The organism is Dietzia papillomatosis NBRC 105045, assembly GCF_001570845.1.
Lineage (GTDB): Bacteria > Actinomycetota > Actinomycetes > Mycobacteriales > Mycobacteriaceae > Dietzia > Dietzia cinnamea.
In genome coordinates this window covers 1-17,204 of sequence record NZ_BCSL01000003.1, presented here as the reverse complement: position 1 = coordinate 17,204, position 17,204 = coordinate 1, and the positions used below count along the sequence as shown (strand labels likewise).

The 17,204-nt window shown below is 72.9% G+C and carries 16 protein-coding genes; 4 read left to right on the top strand and 12 right to left on the bottom strand.

Annotated features, from left to right (window positions below; genetic code table 11):
- Window positions 1-162: 162 nt before the first annotated feature.
- Window positions 163-1,137, bottom strand: coding sequence for a DNA polymerase III subunit delta (holA, locus tag DPA01S_RS01705; protein ID WP_061913695.1), 975 nt, complete (start codon window positions 1,135-1,137; stop codon window positions 163-165).
- A gap of 177 nt (window positions 1,138-1,314) precedes the next feature.
- Here holA and DPA01S_RS01700 point away from each other — a divergent pair, with 177 nt between their 5' ends.
- The 3 genes from DPA01S_RS01700 (at window position 1,315) to DPA01S_RS01690 (ending at window position 4,205) form a co-directional block, all read left to right on the top strand.
- Window positions 1,315-2,238: an SDR family oxidoreductase gene (locus DPA01S_RS01700; RefSeq protein WP_061913693.1), complete on the top strand. Its 924-nt coding sequence runs from the start codon at window positions 1,315-1,317 to the stop codon at window positions 2,236-2,238.
- Between the two features lie 276 nt (window positions 2,239-2,514).
- Window positions 2,515-3,675, top strand: coding sequence for an XdhC family protein (locus tag DPA01S_RS01695; protein ID WP_063935648.1), 1,161 nt, complete (start codon window positions 2,515-2,517; stop codon window positions 3,673-3,675).
- Window positions 3,672-4,205, top strand: a complete 534-nt coding sequence (locus tag DPA01S_RS01690) for a nucleotidyltransferase family protein (RefSeq protein WP_007629887.1) — start codon at window positions 3,672-3,674, stop codon at window positions 4,203-4,205. The genes DPA01S_RS01695 and DPA01S_RS01690 overlap by 4 nt, the downstream gene beginning before the upstream one ends.
- A 60-nt stretch (window positions 4,206-4,265) precedes the next feature.
- Here DPA01S_RS01690 and DPA01S_RS01685 read toward each other — a convergent pair whose 3' ends face one another.
- Genes DPA01S_RS01685 through DPA01S_RS01675 form a run of 3 tightly spaced genes read right to left on the bottom strand, consistent with a single transcriptional unit; the run spans window position 4,266 to window position 7,926 of the window.
- Window positions 4,266-6,368 carry a xanthine dehydrogenase family protein molybdopterin-binding subunit gene (locus DPA01S_RS01685; protein WP_061913691.1) on the bottom strand — a complete coding sequence of 701 codons (2,103 nt, stop codon included), beginning with the start codon at window positions 6,366-6,368 and terminating at the stop codon, window positions 4,266-4,268.
- Window positions 6,365-7,396, bottom strand: a complete 1,032-nt coding sequence (locus DPA01S_RS01680) for an FAD binding domain-containing protein (protein ID WP_061913689.1) — start codon at window positions 7,394-7,396, stop codon at window positions 6,365-6,367. The genes DPA01S_RS01685 and DPA01S_RS01680 overlap by 4 nt, the downstream gene beginning before the upstream one ends.
- Complete coding sequence (locus DPA01S_RS01675; RefSeq protein ID WP_061913687.1) at window positions 7,393-7,926, bottom strand: 2Fe-2S iron-sulfur cluster-binding protein; 534 nt, start codon at window positions 7,924-7,926, stop codon at window positions 7,393-7,395. The genes DPA01S_RS01680 and DPA01S_RS01675 overlap by 4 nt, the downstream gene beginning before the upstream one ends.
- A gap of 146 nt (window positions 7,927-8,072) precedes the next feature.
- On the opposite strand from DPA01S_RS01675, the gene DPA01S_RS01670 reads away from it, so the two are divergent.
- Window positions 8,073-9,728: a RecQ family ATP-dependent DNA helicase gene (locus DPA01S_RS01670; RefSeq protein WP_061913685.1), complete on the top strand. Its 1,656-nt coding sequence runs from the start codon at window positions 8,073-8,075 to the stop codon at window positions 9,726-9,728.
- Here the strand turns inward: DPA01S_RS01670 and DPA01S_RS01665 are convergent.
- The 8 genes from DPA01S_RS01665 to DPA01S_RS01630 form a co-directional block, all read right to left on the bottom strand.
- A complete protein-coding gene (locus tag DPA01S_RS01665) occupies window positions 9,715-11,154 on the bottom strand; it encodes a ComEC/Rec2 family competence protein (RefSeq protein WP_083961801.1) in 1,440 nt (479 codons plus the stop codon). The two genes, DPA01S_RS01670 and DPA01S_RS01665, sit on opposite strands and share 14 nt — an antisense overlap.
- The gene (locus DPA01S_RS01660) at window positions 11,151-12,152 is read right to left on the bottom strand and encodes a ComEA family DNA-binding protein (protein WP_061913683.1); all 1,002 of its coding nucleotides are present in this window, start codon (window positions 12,150-12,152) and stop codon (window positions 11,151-11,153) included. The genes DPA01S_RS01665 and DPA01S_RS01660 overlap by 4 nt, the downstream gene beginning before the upstream one ends.
- A 51-nt stretch (window positions 12,153-12,203) precedes the next feature.
- Window positions 12,204-13,034, bottom strand: coding sequence for a DegV family protein (locus DPA01S_RS01655; RefSeq protein ID WP_061228495.1), 831 nt, complete (start codon window positions 13,032-13,034; stop codon window positions 12,204-12,206).
- Window positions 13,031-13,729, bottom strand: a complete 699-nt coding sequence (locus DPA01S_RS01650; RefSeq protein WP_061228494.1) for a histidine phosphatase family protein — start codon at window positions 13,727-13,729, stop codon at window positions 13,031-13,033. The genes DPA01S_RS01655 and DPA01S_RS01650 overlap by 4 nt, the downstream gene beginning before the upstream one ends.
- Window positions 13,730-13,737: 8 nt before the next feature.
- Window positions 13,738-14,181: a ribosome silencing factor gene (gene rsfS, locus DPA01S_RS01645; protein WP_061228493.1), complete on the bottom strand. Its 444-nt coding sequence runs from the start codon at window positions 14,179-14,181 to the stop codon at window positions 13,738-13,740.
- Window positions 14,178-14,894, bottom strand: a complete 717-nt coding sequence (gene nadD / locus DPA01S_RS01640; RefSeq protein ID WP_061913681.1) for a nicotinate-nucleotide adenylyltransferase — start codon at window positions 14,892-14,894, stop codon at window positions 14,178-14,180. The genes rsfS and nadD overlap by 4 nt, the downstream gene beginning before the upstream one ends.
- A 65-nt stretch (window positions 14,895-14,959) precedes the next feature.
- Window positions 14,960-16,390: a vWA domain-containing protein gene (locus DPA01S_RS01635; protein WP_061913679.1), complete on the bottom strand. Its 1,431-nt coding sequence runs from the start codon at window positions 16,388-16,390 to the stop codon at window positions 14,960-14,962.
- A 36-nt stretch (window positions 16,391-16,426) separates the two neighbouring features.
- A partial coding sequence (locus DPA01S_RS01630) for an AAA family ATPase (RefSeq protein WP_061913677.1) occupies window positions 16,427-17,204 on the bottom strand: 778 nt, incomplete at its 5' end.

Here is a 17,204-nt window from a genome sequence, read left to right as displayed (position 1 = left end):
GTCAGCGTCACCGACGCGTCGAGGCTCCGAGGGCCCACTCCGCACCACGTGCGCGGGGTGGGCCCTCGTCGTGCCCCCGGCTTCGGCGAGCGGGGGCGCCGGGTGTCCGGCCGGGGCGAACGGCCCGGTCGGACGGGACGGTGCCGGGCCCGATCGGCCCGTCTACAGGGAGGCCAGCGACCCGACCTCGCGCACCGCGCGCTCGAGGGCGTAGTACGGGTTCTCCGCCCGTCCCTTGACCTCGCCGTTGAGACGCGCGACCACCTGCAGCGCACTACCCAGCGTCTCGATGGACCAGTAGCGCGTCTGGGCGGTGACCTTCTTGACCTTCCACGGCGGCAGGCCCTGCTTCGCCAGCTCCGCCGGCGGCACGCCACGCTGCGTACCCACCAGGGCGATCGAGTTCACCGCATCCGCCAGCGCGTCGGCGAGCACCACCTCCGGCACCCCGGTGTGCAGCGCCCACTCGAGCGCCTCGATCGCGCCGGCCACGTCCCCGGTCACGGCGCGCTCGGCCACCGTGAACCCGCTGACGCCCACCACCCCGGAGTGGTAGCGCCGGACGGCTTCCACGTCCACTTTGCCGCCGGTGTCGGCCACGAGCTGTCCGCACGCCGACGCCAGCTGACGGAGGTCGGTCCCCACAGCCTCGACCAGTGCTTCGCACGCCTCGGGTGCCACACGCACGTCCAGGCCCCGGAACTCGGACCGCACGAACCCCACCACGTCCATGTGGCGGGTGAGCTTGCCGGCCGCGTGCTCCTCCGCGCCGGCCCTGCGGAGATCCGCCACCAGTGCCTTGGCGCGCCCGCCGCCGGTGTGCTGGACCACCAGGACCGTCTCCGGCGGCAGGTCCCGCGCGGCATCCAGCACCGCAGCCTGGGCGTCCTTGCCCAGTTCCGCGGCGCCGGTGACGACCACGATCCGCGCCTCGCCGAACAGAGACGGCGAGAGCAGCTCGAACAGCTGCGGGGCCGTCACCTCGGGACCACCCAGCCGGGAGACCACCGGCGGGTCCTGCCCGGCCGGCGTGGCCGCGCGGACCGCCGAGACGACGCCCGTGGTGGCGCGCTCGGTGAGGAACTCGTCCTCCCCCAACACCAGGTGCAACACAGCGGGTGCGGACCCCGATGCCATCTGCGCTCCTCGTCGTCGTCCTCGTCGTCGTCGTGCCCCGTCATCGTGCCACGCGCCTCCGACCGGTCGCCCGCTCCCCGGCCCGTGGCTACGTTGGGGCACCGAGGCCACCCCGACGGGCGACGCCGAGGCGTCGCCCCGGGCGCGCGGAATCACACCCGACCCGGAAGGTAGGACATGAGCCAGAACCAGGACACCCACACCACCCGGACCGACCAGCTGACGTTCCAGAACCCCGTCACGCGGTACCCCGCCATCGAGCCGCCGGTCCAGCACCAGCCCGAGCCGGGCCTGGGCGCCGACCTCGAGCCGCGCGCCGACGTCGGCGAGCACTCCTACCGGGGTACCGGTCGGCTCACCGGCCGCAGGGCGCTCATCACCGGCGGTGACTCCGGGATCGGCGCCGCGGTGGCCATCGCCTTCGCCCGCGAGGGCGCCGACGTGGCCATCCACCACCTGCCCGCCGAGGAGGCCGACGCCCGCGCCGTCGCGGAGATCGTCGAGCGCGAGGGCCGCACGGTAGCGCTCCTGCCCGGCGACCTCACCGACCGCCAGTTCTGCGAGGGCCTCGCCGATGCCGCGGCGCAGGAGCTCGGCGGGCTAGACATCCTCGTGAACAACGCCGGTAAGCAGGTCGTGGCCCCGGACCTCGAGGACCTGCCCGACGATCAGCTCACCGACACCTACGGGGTGAACATCATCGGGATGGTCCGCGTGACCAAGGGCGCGCTGCGGCACCTCGAGCCCGGGTCGACGATCATCAACACCACCTCCGTGGTGGCGTACATGCCCGCGCCGAACCTGCTGGACTACTCCTCGACCAAGGCGGCGATCAACAACTTCACCAAGGGCCTCGCGCAGCAGCTCGCACCCAAGGGCATCCGCGTCAACGCCGTCGCGCCCGGCCCGATCTGGACGCCTCTACAGGTGTCGGACGGGCAGGAGAAGGGGGACCTGCCGGAGTTCGGGAAGTCCACTCCGCTCGGACGGGCCGGACAGCCCACCGAGCTCGCGCCCGCCTACGTGTTCCTCGCGTCGCCGGAGTCGAGCTACGTGGTCGGCGAGACCCTCACGGTGACCGGCGGCATGCCCACGCCGTAGCGCGGCCGCGAGGCGCTCCGCGGCGCGGCCTCACGGGGGCGCGGCCTCACGGGCGGCGCTCGCCGTCCTCCATCACCATCCGCTCGCGGGTGTCGCCGTGCACCTCGGTCCCCTCCGCGATCGGCTCGTGGAGGGCACGGCGGGCGGCGACGGCGACGTCGGGATCCGTTACCGCGGTTCCTGGTCCACCGCGCGCGGGCCCTGCATCCGGTCCGCGTCCCGGTCGACGGGCGCCTCGGTGCCCGCGCGGTGGCCCGGTCGCGACCCGAGCAGCGGATGCGGCGGCGCGCGGTACCCGCGATACTGGGGGGTGTGGATTTCGTGCTCGACGCCGTGCGGCGGTGGCGCCGCGACGGAAGGCCGTGTGCCCTCGCCCGGGTCGTTCACACCGGGGGGTCGGCGCCCCTGCCGGCGGGTGCCGCGATGGCGGTCTCCGCCACCGGTGACGTCGTCGGCGGGGTCTCGGGCGGCTGTGTGGACGGGACCGTGTTCGAGCTGTGCCGGCAGGTCCTCGACGACGGTCGCCCCGCCCTGGCGCGGTTCGACGGGTCCGACGGCTCCCCGCTCTCCGAGGGGCCGACGTGCGGCGGGACGTCAGAGGTCTTCGTCCAGCCCGTCGACGCCGCGGGCCATACGCTGCTGGGCCGTCTCGACGAGATGCTGCGTGGCCGAGAACCCGTCGTCCTGGCGACCGCGCTGACGGGCGACCGCGCCGGCACGCACCTGCTCGTCGGAGCCGACGGCGCCGAGGGCTCCCTCGGCGACGACGACCTCGACCGGCGCATCGCCCGCCTCGCGGCCGGACACCTCGGCCGGGCCGGCGCGATCACGATCGACCTCGACGGCCGCGCCAGCCCCGACGAGGACGGCCACCACGACGGCCCCGACCGGGAAGGCGACCCGGTGACCCGCGTCCTGCTGCACTCCTTCGCCTCCCCCACCCTGCTGGTCTTCGGCGCCAGCGCGTTCGGCGAGGCACTGAGCCGCGTCGGCGCGATGCTCGGCTACCGGGTGGTGGTCTGCGACGCCCGACCCGCGTTGAGCCGGCCGGAACGGTTCCCCGACGCCCACGAGGTCGTCACCCGGTGGCCGCACGACCACCTGGCCTCGGTGCCCGTCGACGAGACCACGGCCATCTGCGTGCTCACGCACGACGACAAGTTCGACATCCCGCTCCTGAGCGCCGCTCTGCGCGGCCGCGCGGGATTCGTCGGGGCGATGGGCAGCCGACGCGTCCACGCCGAGCGCCTGGAGTTGCTGCGGGCCGAGGGCCTCACCGAGAGCGAGCTGGCGCGACTGCGCTCCCCCATCGGCCTGGACCTCGGTGCGCGCACCGCCGAGGAGACGGCCCTGTCGATCGCCGCCGAACTCGTCGCGCACCGGCGCGGCGGCTCCGGCGCCCCGCTGTCCGGGCTCGACGTGGCGATCCACCGGTGACCGGGCTCGTCCTCGCGGCCGGGGCCGGCCGACGGTTCGGCCGCCCCAAGGCCCCGGTCGAGTTCGACGGCACGCGGCTCGTCGATCGCGCCGTGGCCCTGCTCCGCGAAGGCGGTTGCGATCGCGTCGTCGTGGTCAGCGGCGCGGTCGAGCTCGCCGTACCGGGCGCCGAGGTGGTGCCGAATCCGCTGTGGGAGACAGGGATGGGATCGTCGCTCCGCGCCGGTCTCACGGCGATCGGCGAGGACGACGTCGTGGTGGTGCCCGTGGACATGCCCTGGCTCGGTGCGGAGGCGGTCCGGCGCGTCGCCGCCGCCGGATCCTCGCTGGCGGTCGCGACCTACGGCGGGATCCGCGCCCATCCGGTCCTCCTGGGCGCCGACCACCACGCGGGCGTCATCGACTCCGCGTCCGGCGACGCCGGGGCCCGCCACTACCTGCGGGCGCACTCCCACCTGGTCGCGGAGGTCCCCTGCGACGACACGGGGTCCCCGCGCGACGTCGACCGGCCGGAGGACCTGCGTCCCTGACCGGCGACCACCGCGGCCGCCGCGCCCGGTCATCCCCCGGGCCGGCGGCCGCCGCGGCGCCTACTGATCGACAGGCAGGTGCTCCAGGAGCGCGTCGGCGTGGACGGGGAGGTCGCGGATGCGTGCACCGGTGGCGTTATGGATCGCGTTGACCACGGCGGCCGCGCTGCCGACGTTGCCGATCTCCCCCGCCCCGCGCGTGCCCATCGGGGTCGCGAACTCGTCGACCTCGTCCAGCCAGACCGCGTCGATGTCGGTGGCGTCGGCATGGGTGGGTACGTGGTAGTCCGCGAGGTTCTGGGTGACGACGTGGCCGAACCGGGTGTCGCGGACGCTCTGCTCGTGCAGCGCCATGGACAACCCGAAGGTCATGCCGCCGATGAACTGCGACCGCACGGTGCGGGGGTTGACGACCCGGCCGATCGAGAACACGCCGAGCATCCGTGGCACCCGGATCTCGCCGGTGTCGGCGTCCACGCGGACCTCCGCGAAGTGGGCGCCGAACGAGATCGCGCGATAGCGCTCGAGCTCGGGGTTGTCGCCGGCGGCAGCGGTGGTCTCCGCGCCCGCCGGCGGGTCGTCGCCGTACCTCGTCCGGAACCGCCCGGCCGCGGCGAAGATGGCCGAGCCCCACGACGAGATGCCGGACGAGCCACCGGCGACCGTGGCGTACGGCAGGGCGGTGTCGCCGATCTCCAGGGAGATGGCCTCGGCGGGAACCCCGAGGGCGTCCGCGGCGACCAGGGTGAGCGCGGTCCACGTGCCGGTGCCGATGTCCACGGCGCCGACCTGCACGCGGTAGCGGCCACCGCCCTCGGCACGGATCGTGGCCTGCGACCCGGACTGCACCATGTGCGGGTACGCGGCGCTGGCGACGCCGTAGCCGACCATCCAGCGACCGTCCCGGCGGGACGCCGGAGTCGCGGGCCGCTCGGACCACCCGAAGCGATCAGCGCCCTCGCGCAGGCAGTCCACCAGACGCCGCGAGGACCACGGCCTCCCGGACTCGGGGTCCGTCTCCGGGTCGTTGCTCACCCGCAACTCGATCGGGTCCAGCCCGCATGCCTCGGCCAGCTCGTCCATCGCGACCTCGGCGGCGAACGCCCCCGGAGCCTCGCCCGGCGCCCGCATCCAGTACGGGGCCGGCACGTCCAGAGGGACGGCGTGATGGAAGGTCCGCCGGTTGGGCGCGGCGTACATCGAACGCGACGGCACGGCGGCCTGCTCGACGAACTCCTTGACCCGCGAACTCTGCGACCACGCCTCGTGACCGATCGCGGTGAGGCGCCCGTCCGCGTCGGAGGCCAGCCGGATCCGCGAGACCGTCCGCGGGCGGTAGCCCACGAAGACGAACATCTGCTGCCGGGTCACCGCGTACTTGATGAGCCGACCCGGCAGGTGCATGGCCCCCAACGCCACCAGCACGTCGTGGGCGTGCGGCGCGCCCTTGGAACCGAACCCGCCGCCGACGTGTGGGGCGATCACCCGGATCTGCTCGGTCTCCAGCCCGAGGACGGGCGCGAGCGTGGAGGCCACGCCGTGCGGGGACTGTGTGGAGTCGTACATGGTCAGCAACGGGCCGTCGGGGTCCCAGTGCGCCGAGACGGCGTGCGGCTCCATCGGGTTGTTGTGCTCCTCCGGCGTGGAGTAGCTCTGATCCACCACGTGGCCATGCGTCTGCGCGCGGGCGAGCGACGGCCCCATCTCGCCGGTCGAGGACGCGGGCTCGTAGCCGCCGTTGACCACCTCGGGCTCGTAGACGTCCGGGTGGTCGGTGCGGAAGCCGACGTCGTGGGGCTGCTGGTCGTACTCCACCCGCACCAGCGACTGCGCCCACCGGGCCGCCTCCGCCGTCTCGGCCAGGACGAGACCGATCGGCTGGCCGCGGTAGAGCACGTCGGTGTCCTGGCAGATCACGTACTCGCGCTCGGAGGTGTCGGCCAGCCGCGGCGCGTTCCACGGCGTGAGGACGGCGAGCACCCCGGGCTGCGACTCGGCCTCGGAGGTGTCCATCGAGGTGACGGAGCCGCGCGCGATGGTGGAGGTGACCGGGTGGAGGAACACGGGCTCGCCGGGCCCGGTGTGCTCGAAGGCGTACTGCGCGGTCCCGGTGACCTTCGCGGGCCCGTCGAGCCGCGGGGTCGAGGTGCCGATGGCGCTCATCGCGGACCCTCCTCTCCGGTGACGCCCGCGCGCCTGCCCGCGGCCTCCGCGGCAAGGTCGCGCAGGACGGCGATGATGGTCCGCCGTAGCAGCGGGACCTTGAGTTCGGCGCCCTCTACGGGCGTCGCGTCCGCGAGTTCGGCGTCCGCCGCCTCGGCGAACGCGGAGGTCGAGACGGCGCGCCCGACGAGCAGCTCCTCGGCCCTGGCCGCCCGCCACGGCTTGTGCGCCACCCCGCCGCACGCGATCCGGACGCCGGTGATCACCTCGTCGTCGTCGATCTCCAGGTGCGCGGCGACGGAGACGAGCGCGAACGCGAACGACGCCCGGTCGCGGACCTTCCGGTAGGTCGAGACGGCGCCGGTCAACGGCGGCGGTAGCTCCACCGCGACCACCAGTTCGTCTCGCTCGAGGACCGTGTCGAGATGCGGCCGGTCCCCCGGCAGGCGGTGGAAGTCGGCCGCCGGTATCCGGCGCTCCCCGCCGGGCCCGAGGGCCACCACCGTCGCGTCGAGCACGGCCAGCGCGACGGCCATGTCGGAGGGGTGGGTGGCGATGCAATCGTCCGAGTGACCGAACACGGCATGGTATCGGGTGTACCCACCGATCGCGGAGCACCCACTGCCGGGCTCACGCTTGTTGCACGGTGTGGTGACATCCTGGAAGTAGACACAGCGGGTGCGTTGGAGGAGATTGCCGCCGGTCGTGGCCAGGTTACGCAGCTGCGGCGAGGCCGCCGAGAGCAGCGCCCGGCTCAGCACCGGGTAGTCCCTGCGGATGACCGGGTGCCCGGCCAGGTCGGCGTTGCGCACGTTGGTGCCGATCCGCACCCCGCCCCCGTCCAGCGGGTCGACGGTGTCCAGCGGCAGCCGGGACACGTCCACGATGACGTCGGGGGTCGCCACCCCGAGCTTCATCAGGTCGACCAGGTTGGTGCCACCGGCCAGCGGTCTCGCACCGTCATGCTCGCTCAGCAGAGCGACGGCCGCGTCGGTGTCCTCCGGGCGCTCGTAGCGGAACGGTCTCATCGCCGGACCCCGTCCCGGTCGGCCGACGCGGAGTCCCGGACCTGCCGGATCGCGGCGACGATGTTCGGGTACGCCGCGCACCGACACAGGTTGCCGCTCATCCGTTCCCGGACCTCCTCGTCGGTCAGCTCGACCTCGGCGCCGAGGTCCTCCATGACATGGCTCGGCGCGCCCTGCGCGGCCTCGTCGAGCATCCCCACGACGCTGCACACCTGCCCGGGTGTGCAGTACCCGCACTGGAACGCGTCGGTGTCGATGAACGCCTGCTGGACCGGATGGAGCCCGTCCCCGGACAACCCGGCCGCCGTCACGACGTCCCGTCCGTCCTGTGCAACCGCCAGGGACAGGCACGAGGTGACCCGCCGGTCGTCGACCAGCACGGTGCACGAGCCACATTGGCCGTGGTCGCACCCCTTCTTGGGCGAATAGTTGCCGAGCCGCTCACGCAGCGCGTCCAGCAGTGTGGTCCGCGTATCCACGGTGATGTCCTGCTGCGCGCCGTCGACCCGGAGCGTTATGCGCATCTCCATGAGTTGACTGTAGGGGTACCCGCGGAATGTGCGCGACCGGTCCACGGAAGACGCGCGCGGTGGCCGATTTCCGGCATGCGCTTACCCTCGGGGGTCCGGGACCGTCCCACCGCGGGCCGCCCGACCGCGACGGAGAGGACGCACACGTGACGACGACGCAAGCCGAGGCCACCGATCCCCTCGAGGTGGCGAACCGCGTCTTCGGATGGGACGAACTGAGGCCGCCGCAGGCCGAGGCGATCCGGGCGGCGGTGAGCGGTCGCGACGTGCTGGCCGTCCTGCCCACCGGTTACGGTAAGTCGGCGATCTACCAGCTCGCCGGGATCATGTCGGAGGGGCTGTGCATCGTCGTCTCCCCACTCATCGCGTTGCAGACCGACCAGTGCGAGGGGCTCAACGAGCTCGCCGGCGACGCCCCCACCCGATCGCTGGCGATCAACTCCTCGATGGGCGCGCGGGCACAGGCCGAGGCGTGGGACGACGTCGTCGCCGGGCGCGTCGACTTCGTCTTCCTCACCCCCGAGCAGTTGGCCAAGGCCGAAGTCCTCGACCGCCTCCGCCAGGCGGGCCCGAGCTTCCTCGTCGTGGACGAGGCGCACTGCGTGTCCGCCTGGGGGCACGACTTCCGTCCCGACTACCTCCGCCTCGACACCGCACGTCACCGGATGGGGTCACCGACCGTCATCGCGCTCACCGCGACCGCCTCGACACCGGTGCGGGAGGAGATCCTCGACCGCTTGGCCATGTCCGACGCGCTCGTGCTCGCCGGCGGCTTCGACCGGTCGGAGTTGCACCTCGCCGTGCGGCGCCACGTGGAGGACGACGACAAGAAGGACGCGGTCGTGGAGCGGGCCGTCGAGCTGGCCGGGCCCGGGCTCGTCTACACGGCGACCCGCAAGTCCACCGAGGAGTACGCGGCTCGCATCGCCGAGCGCTCGGCCGCCGAGGACCGCCCGTTGAGGGTTCGCGCCTACCACGCCGGGCAGAAGGCGGCGGAGCGCGAGGAGACGCTCGGCGCGTTCCTCGACGGCGACCTCGACGTGGTGGTGGCGACGAGCGCGTTCGGGATGGGCATCGACAAGGAGGACGTGCGGTTCGTCATCCACGCCGACATCCCCGACTCGCTCGACACCTACTACCAGGAGGCCGGGCGCGCCGGACGCGACGGCGAGCCGGCCACCATCGAACTGCACTACCGCAGCGAGGACCTCGGACTGCGCAGCTTCTTCTCGTCCCACAGCGCGGACGAGGACGTGATCCGTGCCGTGGTCCGTCATCTGCGCCGGGCGGACGGGCAGGTGCGGCTGAGCCGGCTGAAGAAAGCCGTCGACGCGGGCGCGAAGCGCGTCACGGGCGCGGTCAACCTGCTCGAGGCGGCAGGCCTGCTCTCCTCTGGCAAGAAGGGGGTCGAGCTCGTCGAGGACGTGCGTCCCAAGGAGGCGGTGCGCCGCGCGGAGGAGATGTCCGCGACGCTCGAGCGGATCGATCACTCCCGGATCGAGATGATGCGCGGTTACGCGGAGACCGACGGGTGTCGACGCCAGTTCCTGCTCGGCTACTTCGGTGACGAGCTCGCCGATCCCTGTGGGAACTGCGATACCTGCGACGCCGGCACGGCCGTGGACATCACTCACGATGCGGTCGACTTCCCCCTACAGTCCGCAGTGGTCCACCGGGAGTGGGGGTCGGGGATCGTCATGAGCGTCTACGACGACCGTCTCACCGTGTTCTTCGAGGAGCAGGGGTACCGGACACTGTCCCTGGACATCATCCGCGAACAGGAACTGCTCACCCGGGCGTGACCGTCGGCGAGCCGGGCAGACCGGCCGCGACTCCGGCGACGGTGTCGAGCCACCACAGTGCGGGCGCGCACACCGCGGCCAGCACCACGGCCGCGCCCGGCCACAGTGGGCCGAGCGCAGCGGCCGCGGTGCCCAGCACGGTCACGACCGGCACCGCGGGGGCGACCGCGATGTTCGCGGGCAGCGCCCACGGGCCTGACCCGAGCCCCGAGGCCACGAGGATCGGGAGCGTGGCCACGTGCGCGACCAAGCAGACGGCCAGGACGTCGGCGACGGGGCCGGGGATCCACGGTCGACGGAGCCGCTGGGCCACCGGTCTCGCGGCCACCACCAGCGCGGCCGTCGCGGACACCGACAGGACGAAACCCGCCCCCGTCGCCGTCGCGGGGTCGAGGAGCGCCACGAGGAGGACGATCGCCGCCAGAGCCGCCAGCGGCCTCCCGGTGCGGCGCGCGCCCAGCGCTGCCAGGCCGATCGCGCCCGTCCCCGCCGCGCGCAGCACGGCCGGCTCCGGGCCGACCACCGCGACGAACCCGGCCAATGCGAGGGCCGCGGCCAGGAGGCGACCACGACGTCCGACCCCCGCCGCGGCGGCCGCGAGCAACACCGCTCCGACGACGTAGGTCGTGTTGGCGCCCGAGACGGCGGCGAGATGCGCGAGCCCGGACGCGCGGAACTCGTCCCGTGTCTCGGCCGACACGCCGCCCTCGTCGCCGAGTACGAACGAGGGCAGCAGGCCCGCGGACCCGGCGGGCAGGGCCCGGTCGGACACCTCGCGGAAACGGTGCCGTACCGCCGCCGGGACCCGCCCGCTCCAGCCCGGAGGACCGGTGATCCGGGGTGGCGCGAGAGCCCGGAGGCCCGGCGGCTCGCCGACCGATCGGGGCTCCAGCACCGTCACCGAAGTGGTGACCCGGGTCCCCGGCGGCAGGCCCCGCCAGCCCTCCCGCGCGAGGAGCACCACGTCGAGCTCGCCGCGGCGCGCCGCGGTGCCCGTCCCGATGGCCTCGACCCGCACGGGCACCATGACCCCGCCGCTGCGGACCGGCCTGTCGAACCCGGTCACCACCGCCTCCACACCGGTGCGGGCACCCACCAGCTCGACCAGCGGGTGCGCGGCCAGCGCGTACGTCCGCGCCGCCTGGGCCCCCGCCGCGACCGCACCGACCGCGCATGCCAACGCCACCACCCCGAGTGCGACGCGGTCGGTCCTCGCTCGGCCGCCCGCGCCCGTCGACCACGCCGCGGCCACCGCGCCGGCAGCCAGCAGCACCACCGCGAGGGCGGCCGCGACGGCGGGGCGGAGGGCGACCGTCGCAGCGGTGGCGACGAACACCGCGAGGGTGGGCACCACCAGCCGCAGGTCGCGGGCCGCCGGCGTCCGAGATGCCGCGTGAGCCGGCGTCCGAGGCTGCGGATCGGTCACACCGTCACCAGGGGGCGCAACTTCGCCAGCGTCGCCGGGCCTATCCCGTCGACCTCGACCAACTGATCGACGCTGGTGAACACGCCGTTGGCCGACCGCCACGCGAGGATCGCCGCGGCGGTGACCGGCCCGACCCCGGGCAGGGACTCCAGGGCGGCGGCGTCAGCGGTGTTGAGATCGACCGGCCCGGCACCCGCTCCGGCGGGTGTCGGCGCGGGAGCTCCGGCCGCCGGGGCGCCCGGGACGGCGGGGGGTTGGGCGGGGCCGGGTCCGACGATGTCGCTCCGCGGCCCCCTCGGCCCGTCGGGCCCGGGGGCCAGTCCGACGAGGATCTGCTCGCCGTCCGCGACCCTGCGCGCCAGGTTGAGCCCGTCCCGGTCCCCGCCCTCGAGGACACCGCCGGCACTGTCGAGTGCGTCGGCGACCCTGGCGCCGGGCGTGAGGGTGACCAGCCCACTGCGCCCGACCAGGCCGACCACGGAGACGACGAGTGGGCCCTCCGTCGCGTCCGGGTCGGTCCCCGCGGCCGCCCCCGCGGCCGCCGTCGCGGCCGCCGTCGCGGACGTGGTCGGCGCGGACGGCGTGGGGGCCGGGCCGCCGCCCACCGACTTCGCGTCCGACGCCGCCAGCGGCAGCTCGGGAACGGGCGGACCCGCGGGGACGGCGGCGAGCAGCCGGTGCACGGAGAACGCCCCGAGGGCGAGGACCACGACCACCAGCGCGACTCCCGCGAGACGATCGGGTGCCCATCTGATGCGGGCCCACCACGGCGGGTCGGCCCATGCGGCGATGTCCGGGTCCTCGGCGGGGAAGCGCTCCGGCCGGGCTCCGTCCGGATCGGGTTCCGCCCACGGAACCCGGGCCGACTCCGCGACCGCCGGCTCACAATTCCGACCGACCGGCTCTGGCGCGAGCGCACCGGCCAGTCGCTGTAACGCGGCCGCCCGCGCCGGGTCCCGCTCGGGATCGGCGGGACGGGCCCGGATCTCGGTTCGCATGGGCGCGACGCTAGACCGGCACCCGCCCCCATCCGCTCCGGAACGCGGTCCTCAGTCCGCGTCCTGTGGAGAGGGGGACGGGATGGGGAATTCGGTGTCCACGAGGTCTGTCACCGACACCCCCACTGTTCCCGGGCCCAGATGCCACGCGAGGACCTCGTCGAATTCGACGATGATGACGCGTTCCGGGAACGGGGTCTGCTTGCGGATCTCCGAGGCCATCTCCCCGGCCCGTTCCGCCGCCTCATGGTGGTGGATGACGACCAGGACGTCACCGCGGGCGAGGTCGTCGCGAAGCAGCGCGCGGAGGCGTTCATGGGCCTTCGTGGTGGTGCGCGCCTTCGCGGCGAGGTCAACCGATCCCGACCGCAGGACGATCACCGGACGCATCGCCAGCGCGCTGCCGAAGATCGCGGCCAGGGCGCTGATCCGGCCGCCCCGCCGTAGGTATTCGAGCGACTCGAGGGCGGCGTAGGTCGAGGCGCCCCGGCACAGACGCGCGGCGAGGTCGTAGGTCGCCGACAGCCCGAGCCCGTTGTTCGCGGCCCACGCGCACTGGGCGACCGCGGCGCCGAAGGCCATCCCCGCCCCCCGGGAGTCGGAGACGAGGACACGGCCGCCGAAGCGGGTGGCGGCGTCGCTGGCCGACTGCCAGGTCCGCGACAGTTCCTTGGACAGGTGCACCGAGACGACGCCCGTGCAGTCCGGGTCGGCGAGGAGGTCGGCATAGTTGGCCGCGAGTTCGTCTGGGGTCACCGCTGCGGTGGAGACGGCCTTGTCGTCCTCCTGCACGACGTGCAGCGGCACGACCGTGATGCCGAAGTCGCGGACCCACGCGGCTGGCAGGTCCGCGCAGGAGTCGGTGACCAGTCGGACCGTCACGGGGCGTCCACCGGCGGTGTGATCCCCGCGTTCCACTGGTCCAGGCGCCACAGCAGGGCCCGAGCCGCGTCAGTGGTGGGCGCGACCTCCGGTTCGGCGTGCGACTCGTCCGGATTCGCGGTGCGCGGGTGGGCGGACAACTGCACCCAGCAGGTGTTGCCGAGCCCGTTGAACATCGGGTAGTGCTCCACGGGCAGTTCGAGCAGTGCCCCGGTCAGCGCCGCGATGGCGCCTCCGTGCGCGACGATCACGGCCGGGTGCTCCCCCCACTCCGGCGACGACTCGACGAGCTCGTCGACGACCTCGCGGGTACGACGCGCCACCTCGATGCGGCTCTCCCCGTTCGGCGGTGACCAGCGCGGACTGCTGCGCCAGCGCAGTCGCGCGCCCGGCCACTGCTCGTCGACCTCGGAGTGGCTCATCCCCTGCCAGGTCCCCAGGTTCGTCTCGCGCAGCCGCGGGTCGGTGACGACGTCCAGTCCCACCTCGGACGCCAGCGCCTTCGCCGTCTCGTGCGCACGCTGAAGATCCGAGGACAAGATCGTCCACGGCCGTCGGGGCGCCAACGCCCGGCCGACGGCGTGCGCCTGCCGGACCCCGAGCTCACTGAGTTCGGTGTCCAACTGCCCCTGCATCCGCAGCGAGGCGTTGTAATGCGTCTGGCCGTGACGCAGCAGGATGAGACGTCGGGTCACCGAGGAGTTCAGAGCTCCTGATCCCGCTGTGGCTCCTCCGGGGCGAGCGAGTCATCGGCCCCGCCGGCGGCGGTATCCGAGCGCCGCGACGTCTCGACGCCCTCGATCTCCACGACGGGGCAGTCCTTCCACAACCGGTCGAGCGAGTAGTAGTCGCGCTCGTCGACATGCTGGACGTGCACGACGAGCTCGTTGTAGTCGAGCAGGGCCCACCGACCCTCGCGGGTGCCCTCACGGCGCAGTGGCTTGTGTCCGGCCTCGCGGAGCTTGTCCTCGATCTCCTCGACGACGGAGTTCACCTGACGCTCGTTGTCCGCGGACGCCAGGACGAAGCAGTCGGTGATGACGAGTTGGTCGGAGACGTCGATGACGACGATGTCGGTCGCCAGCTTGTCATCTGCGGCGCGGGCGGCGACGGCGGCCATCTCCACGGCCTCGGGGCTTGCGGTCACAGGGGGTTCTCCTCGGGGTGCGAATCGATGGGGACGGGGACCCGGTGCACCGGGGCCGTCGCTACTGGGGTGCCGTCCAGGCGGGTGGAGCCCTCCGGCCGGTAGAGGTTGCGCTTGGCGATGTACTGCACGACGCCGTCGGGTACGAGGTACCAGACGGGGGCGCCGTCGGCCGCACGGCGGCGGCACTCGGTGGACGAGATCGCCAGGGCGGGGATCTCGAGCAGGTAGACCCGCCCGTTCTCGATCTCGGTGAGATGGGTGTCGGACAACTCGAAACCGGGACGGGAGACGCCGACGAACGTGGCGAGTTCGAACATCTCCTCCCAGCCGCGCCAGGTCAGAATCTTCTCCAACGCGTCAGCGCCGGTGATGAAGAACAGCTCGGTCTCCGGGTGCTGACGGAGCAGATCCTTGAGGGTGTCGACCGTGTAGGTCGGCCCCCGGCGGTCGATGTCCACGCGGCTGACAGAGAAGCGCGGATTAGAGGCCGTCGCGATGACGGTCATGAGATAGCGGTCCTCGGCCGGGGACACCTCCCGAGTGCGCTTCTGCCACGGCTCACCCGTGGGGACGAACACGACGTCGTCGAGATCGAACCGATGAGCCGCCTCGCTGGCCGCCACGAGGTGACCGTGATGGATCGGGTCGAAGGTTCCGCCCATCACTCCGATGCGGCGCCGCGAGCCGTCGGCGGTTCCCGTCGTGGTCATGGTCACCGAGTCTATCGGGCCGGGGTGCCGCGTACTCGTCTGCCGCTCCCCGCCGCCCCGGACGCTCACACGGGCAGCAGGCTGGAGACGACCGCCGTGAGCTGCTCGACGTTGCGGCACTCGTGCATCGGCACGTACTGGGAGTACAACTTGGCGGCCGAGTCGCCGGTCCCCCACTGCCGCCGTGGTTCCGGGTTCAGCCAGTGGGTGTGTCCGACCCGCTCGCTGACGAACTCCAGCGCCTCGACCGCGGGATCGCGGTAGTTGTTGCGGCCATCGCCCAGGATGAGCAGCGAACCCGTCCTCGTCAGCGTATGGGCGTACCGGTCGGCGAATCCCTCGAGAGCGTGCCCGTAGTCGGAGTGCCCGTCATAGGTGATGATCTCGGCCTCGCGCACCATCCTGCTCATCGCCGTGCCGAGGTCGGAACCCGATTCGAAGAACGAGGTCACCTCGTCGGTGGTGTCGACGAAGGCGAAGACACGCACCCGGGAGAACTGCTCGCGGAGCGAGTGCACCAGCTGGAGGGTGAAGTGGCTGAAACCAGCGACCGACCCGGACACGTCGCACAGCACCACCAGCTCGGGGCGGGCCGGGCGTGGCTTGCGCAGAACCAGCTCGACCGGGACCCCTCCCGTGGACATCGACCGACGCATGGTCTTGCGCATGTCGATAGCACCGTGCCGGTGGCGGCGCCGCCGCGCGGCCAGGCGACTCCCGAGCTGGCGCGCCAGTGGCCCGACCCTCCGACGGAGCGCCTGCAGATCCTGGTCGTTGGCGCGCAGGAAGTCGACCTGCTCGGCCGCCGGGCCGACCGCGTACTGGGCCACCCGATCCCGCCCCACGGTCTCAGCGGTGCGGCGACGCGTCTCGTCGGCGACCTCGCGCAGGAAGCCACGCACCAGGTCCGCCGCGGCGTTGGCGGCCGCGCTCTTCTCCGCGTGCCGCTTGGAACCGTCGGGGTCGAAGGGATCCGCGCCGAGCAGCCCGTCGAGGATCCTCTGCATGATCGAGTTCGTGTCCAGCGGGCTCAATGCCTGGTAGGCGGAGTAGCGCGGGCCGTTCACCGAGTCGTACGAGCCCAGCTGTTCCACGAGGAGTTCGGCGAGCGCCCGGGCCTTGGCGCGCGACTCGTCGGTGTCCTCGAGAAGCAGCGAGGCGATGAGCTCGTTGAGGGCGTCGGGATCCACCTTGCCGTCATCGTCGGTCGGGATCTCCACCTCGAGCGTCACCGCGTCGCCCGCGGCGTGACCCCCGACCGCGGTCGGGAACCACAGATCGAAGAGCTGGTCGAACACCCCGCGGTGCGTGGGCTTGTGCAGGATCGTCGAGGCCAGCGCCTCGCGCAGGGCGGCGCGGTCGAGCAGGTCGACGTGCACCATCGCCGAGGCCGCGTCGACCGCCTCGCTGGGCCCGACAGGGATGCCCTTGCGGCGCAGTGCGTCGACGAAGTCGACGAGGTGGCCGGACAGACCGCCCGGACTCTTCTGGGTCATCGCCCCCGCCCCCCGATCATCTCGAGCGTCCGCACGCTAGTTCAGCCGCAGCTCGGCGGCCGCACGCAGCTGGTCGGACTGGTGCTTGAGGACCACGCCGAGGGTCTGCAGGACGGTCTCGTCGTCGATCGTGTCCAGGCCCAGCGCCACGAGCGTGCGGCCCCAGTCGATCGTCTCCGACACGCTCGGCACCTTCTTCAGCGCCATGGCGCGCAACACCCCCACGACGCGCACGAGCTGCTCGGCCAGCCGGTCGTCCAGCTCGGGAACCCGGGACGCGAGGATCTTCCGCTCGAGCTCCGGCGTCGGGAAGTCCAGGTGCAGGTACAGGCAGCGACGCTTGAGCGCCTCGGACAGCTCGCGGGCGGCGTTGGAGGTCAGCACGGCGAAGGGCCTGCGGGTCGCCTCGATCGTCCCCAGCTCGGGGATGGTCACCGCGAAGTCACTGAGCACCTCCAGCAGCAGGCCCTCGATCTCGATGTCCGCCTTGTCCACCTCGTCGACGAGCAGCACCGTGGGCTCACTGCGCCGGATCGCGGTGAGCAGCGGTCGCGACAGGAGGAACTCCTCGGAGAACACGTCGTCGCGCGTGGAATCCCAGCCCTCGCCCTGCCCGGCCTGGATCCGCAGGATCTGCTTGGCGTGGTTCCATTCGTAGAGCGCACGGGCCTCGTCGACGCCCTCGTAGCACTGCAGACGGATGAGTTCGGCCTCGGTGGCGGCGGCGACAGCCTTGGCCAGCTCCGTCTTGCCGACGCCCGCCGGGCCCTCGATGAGCAGCGGCTTGCCGAGCCGGTCGGCGAGGTAGACGACC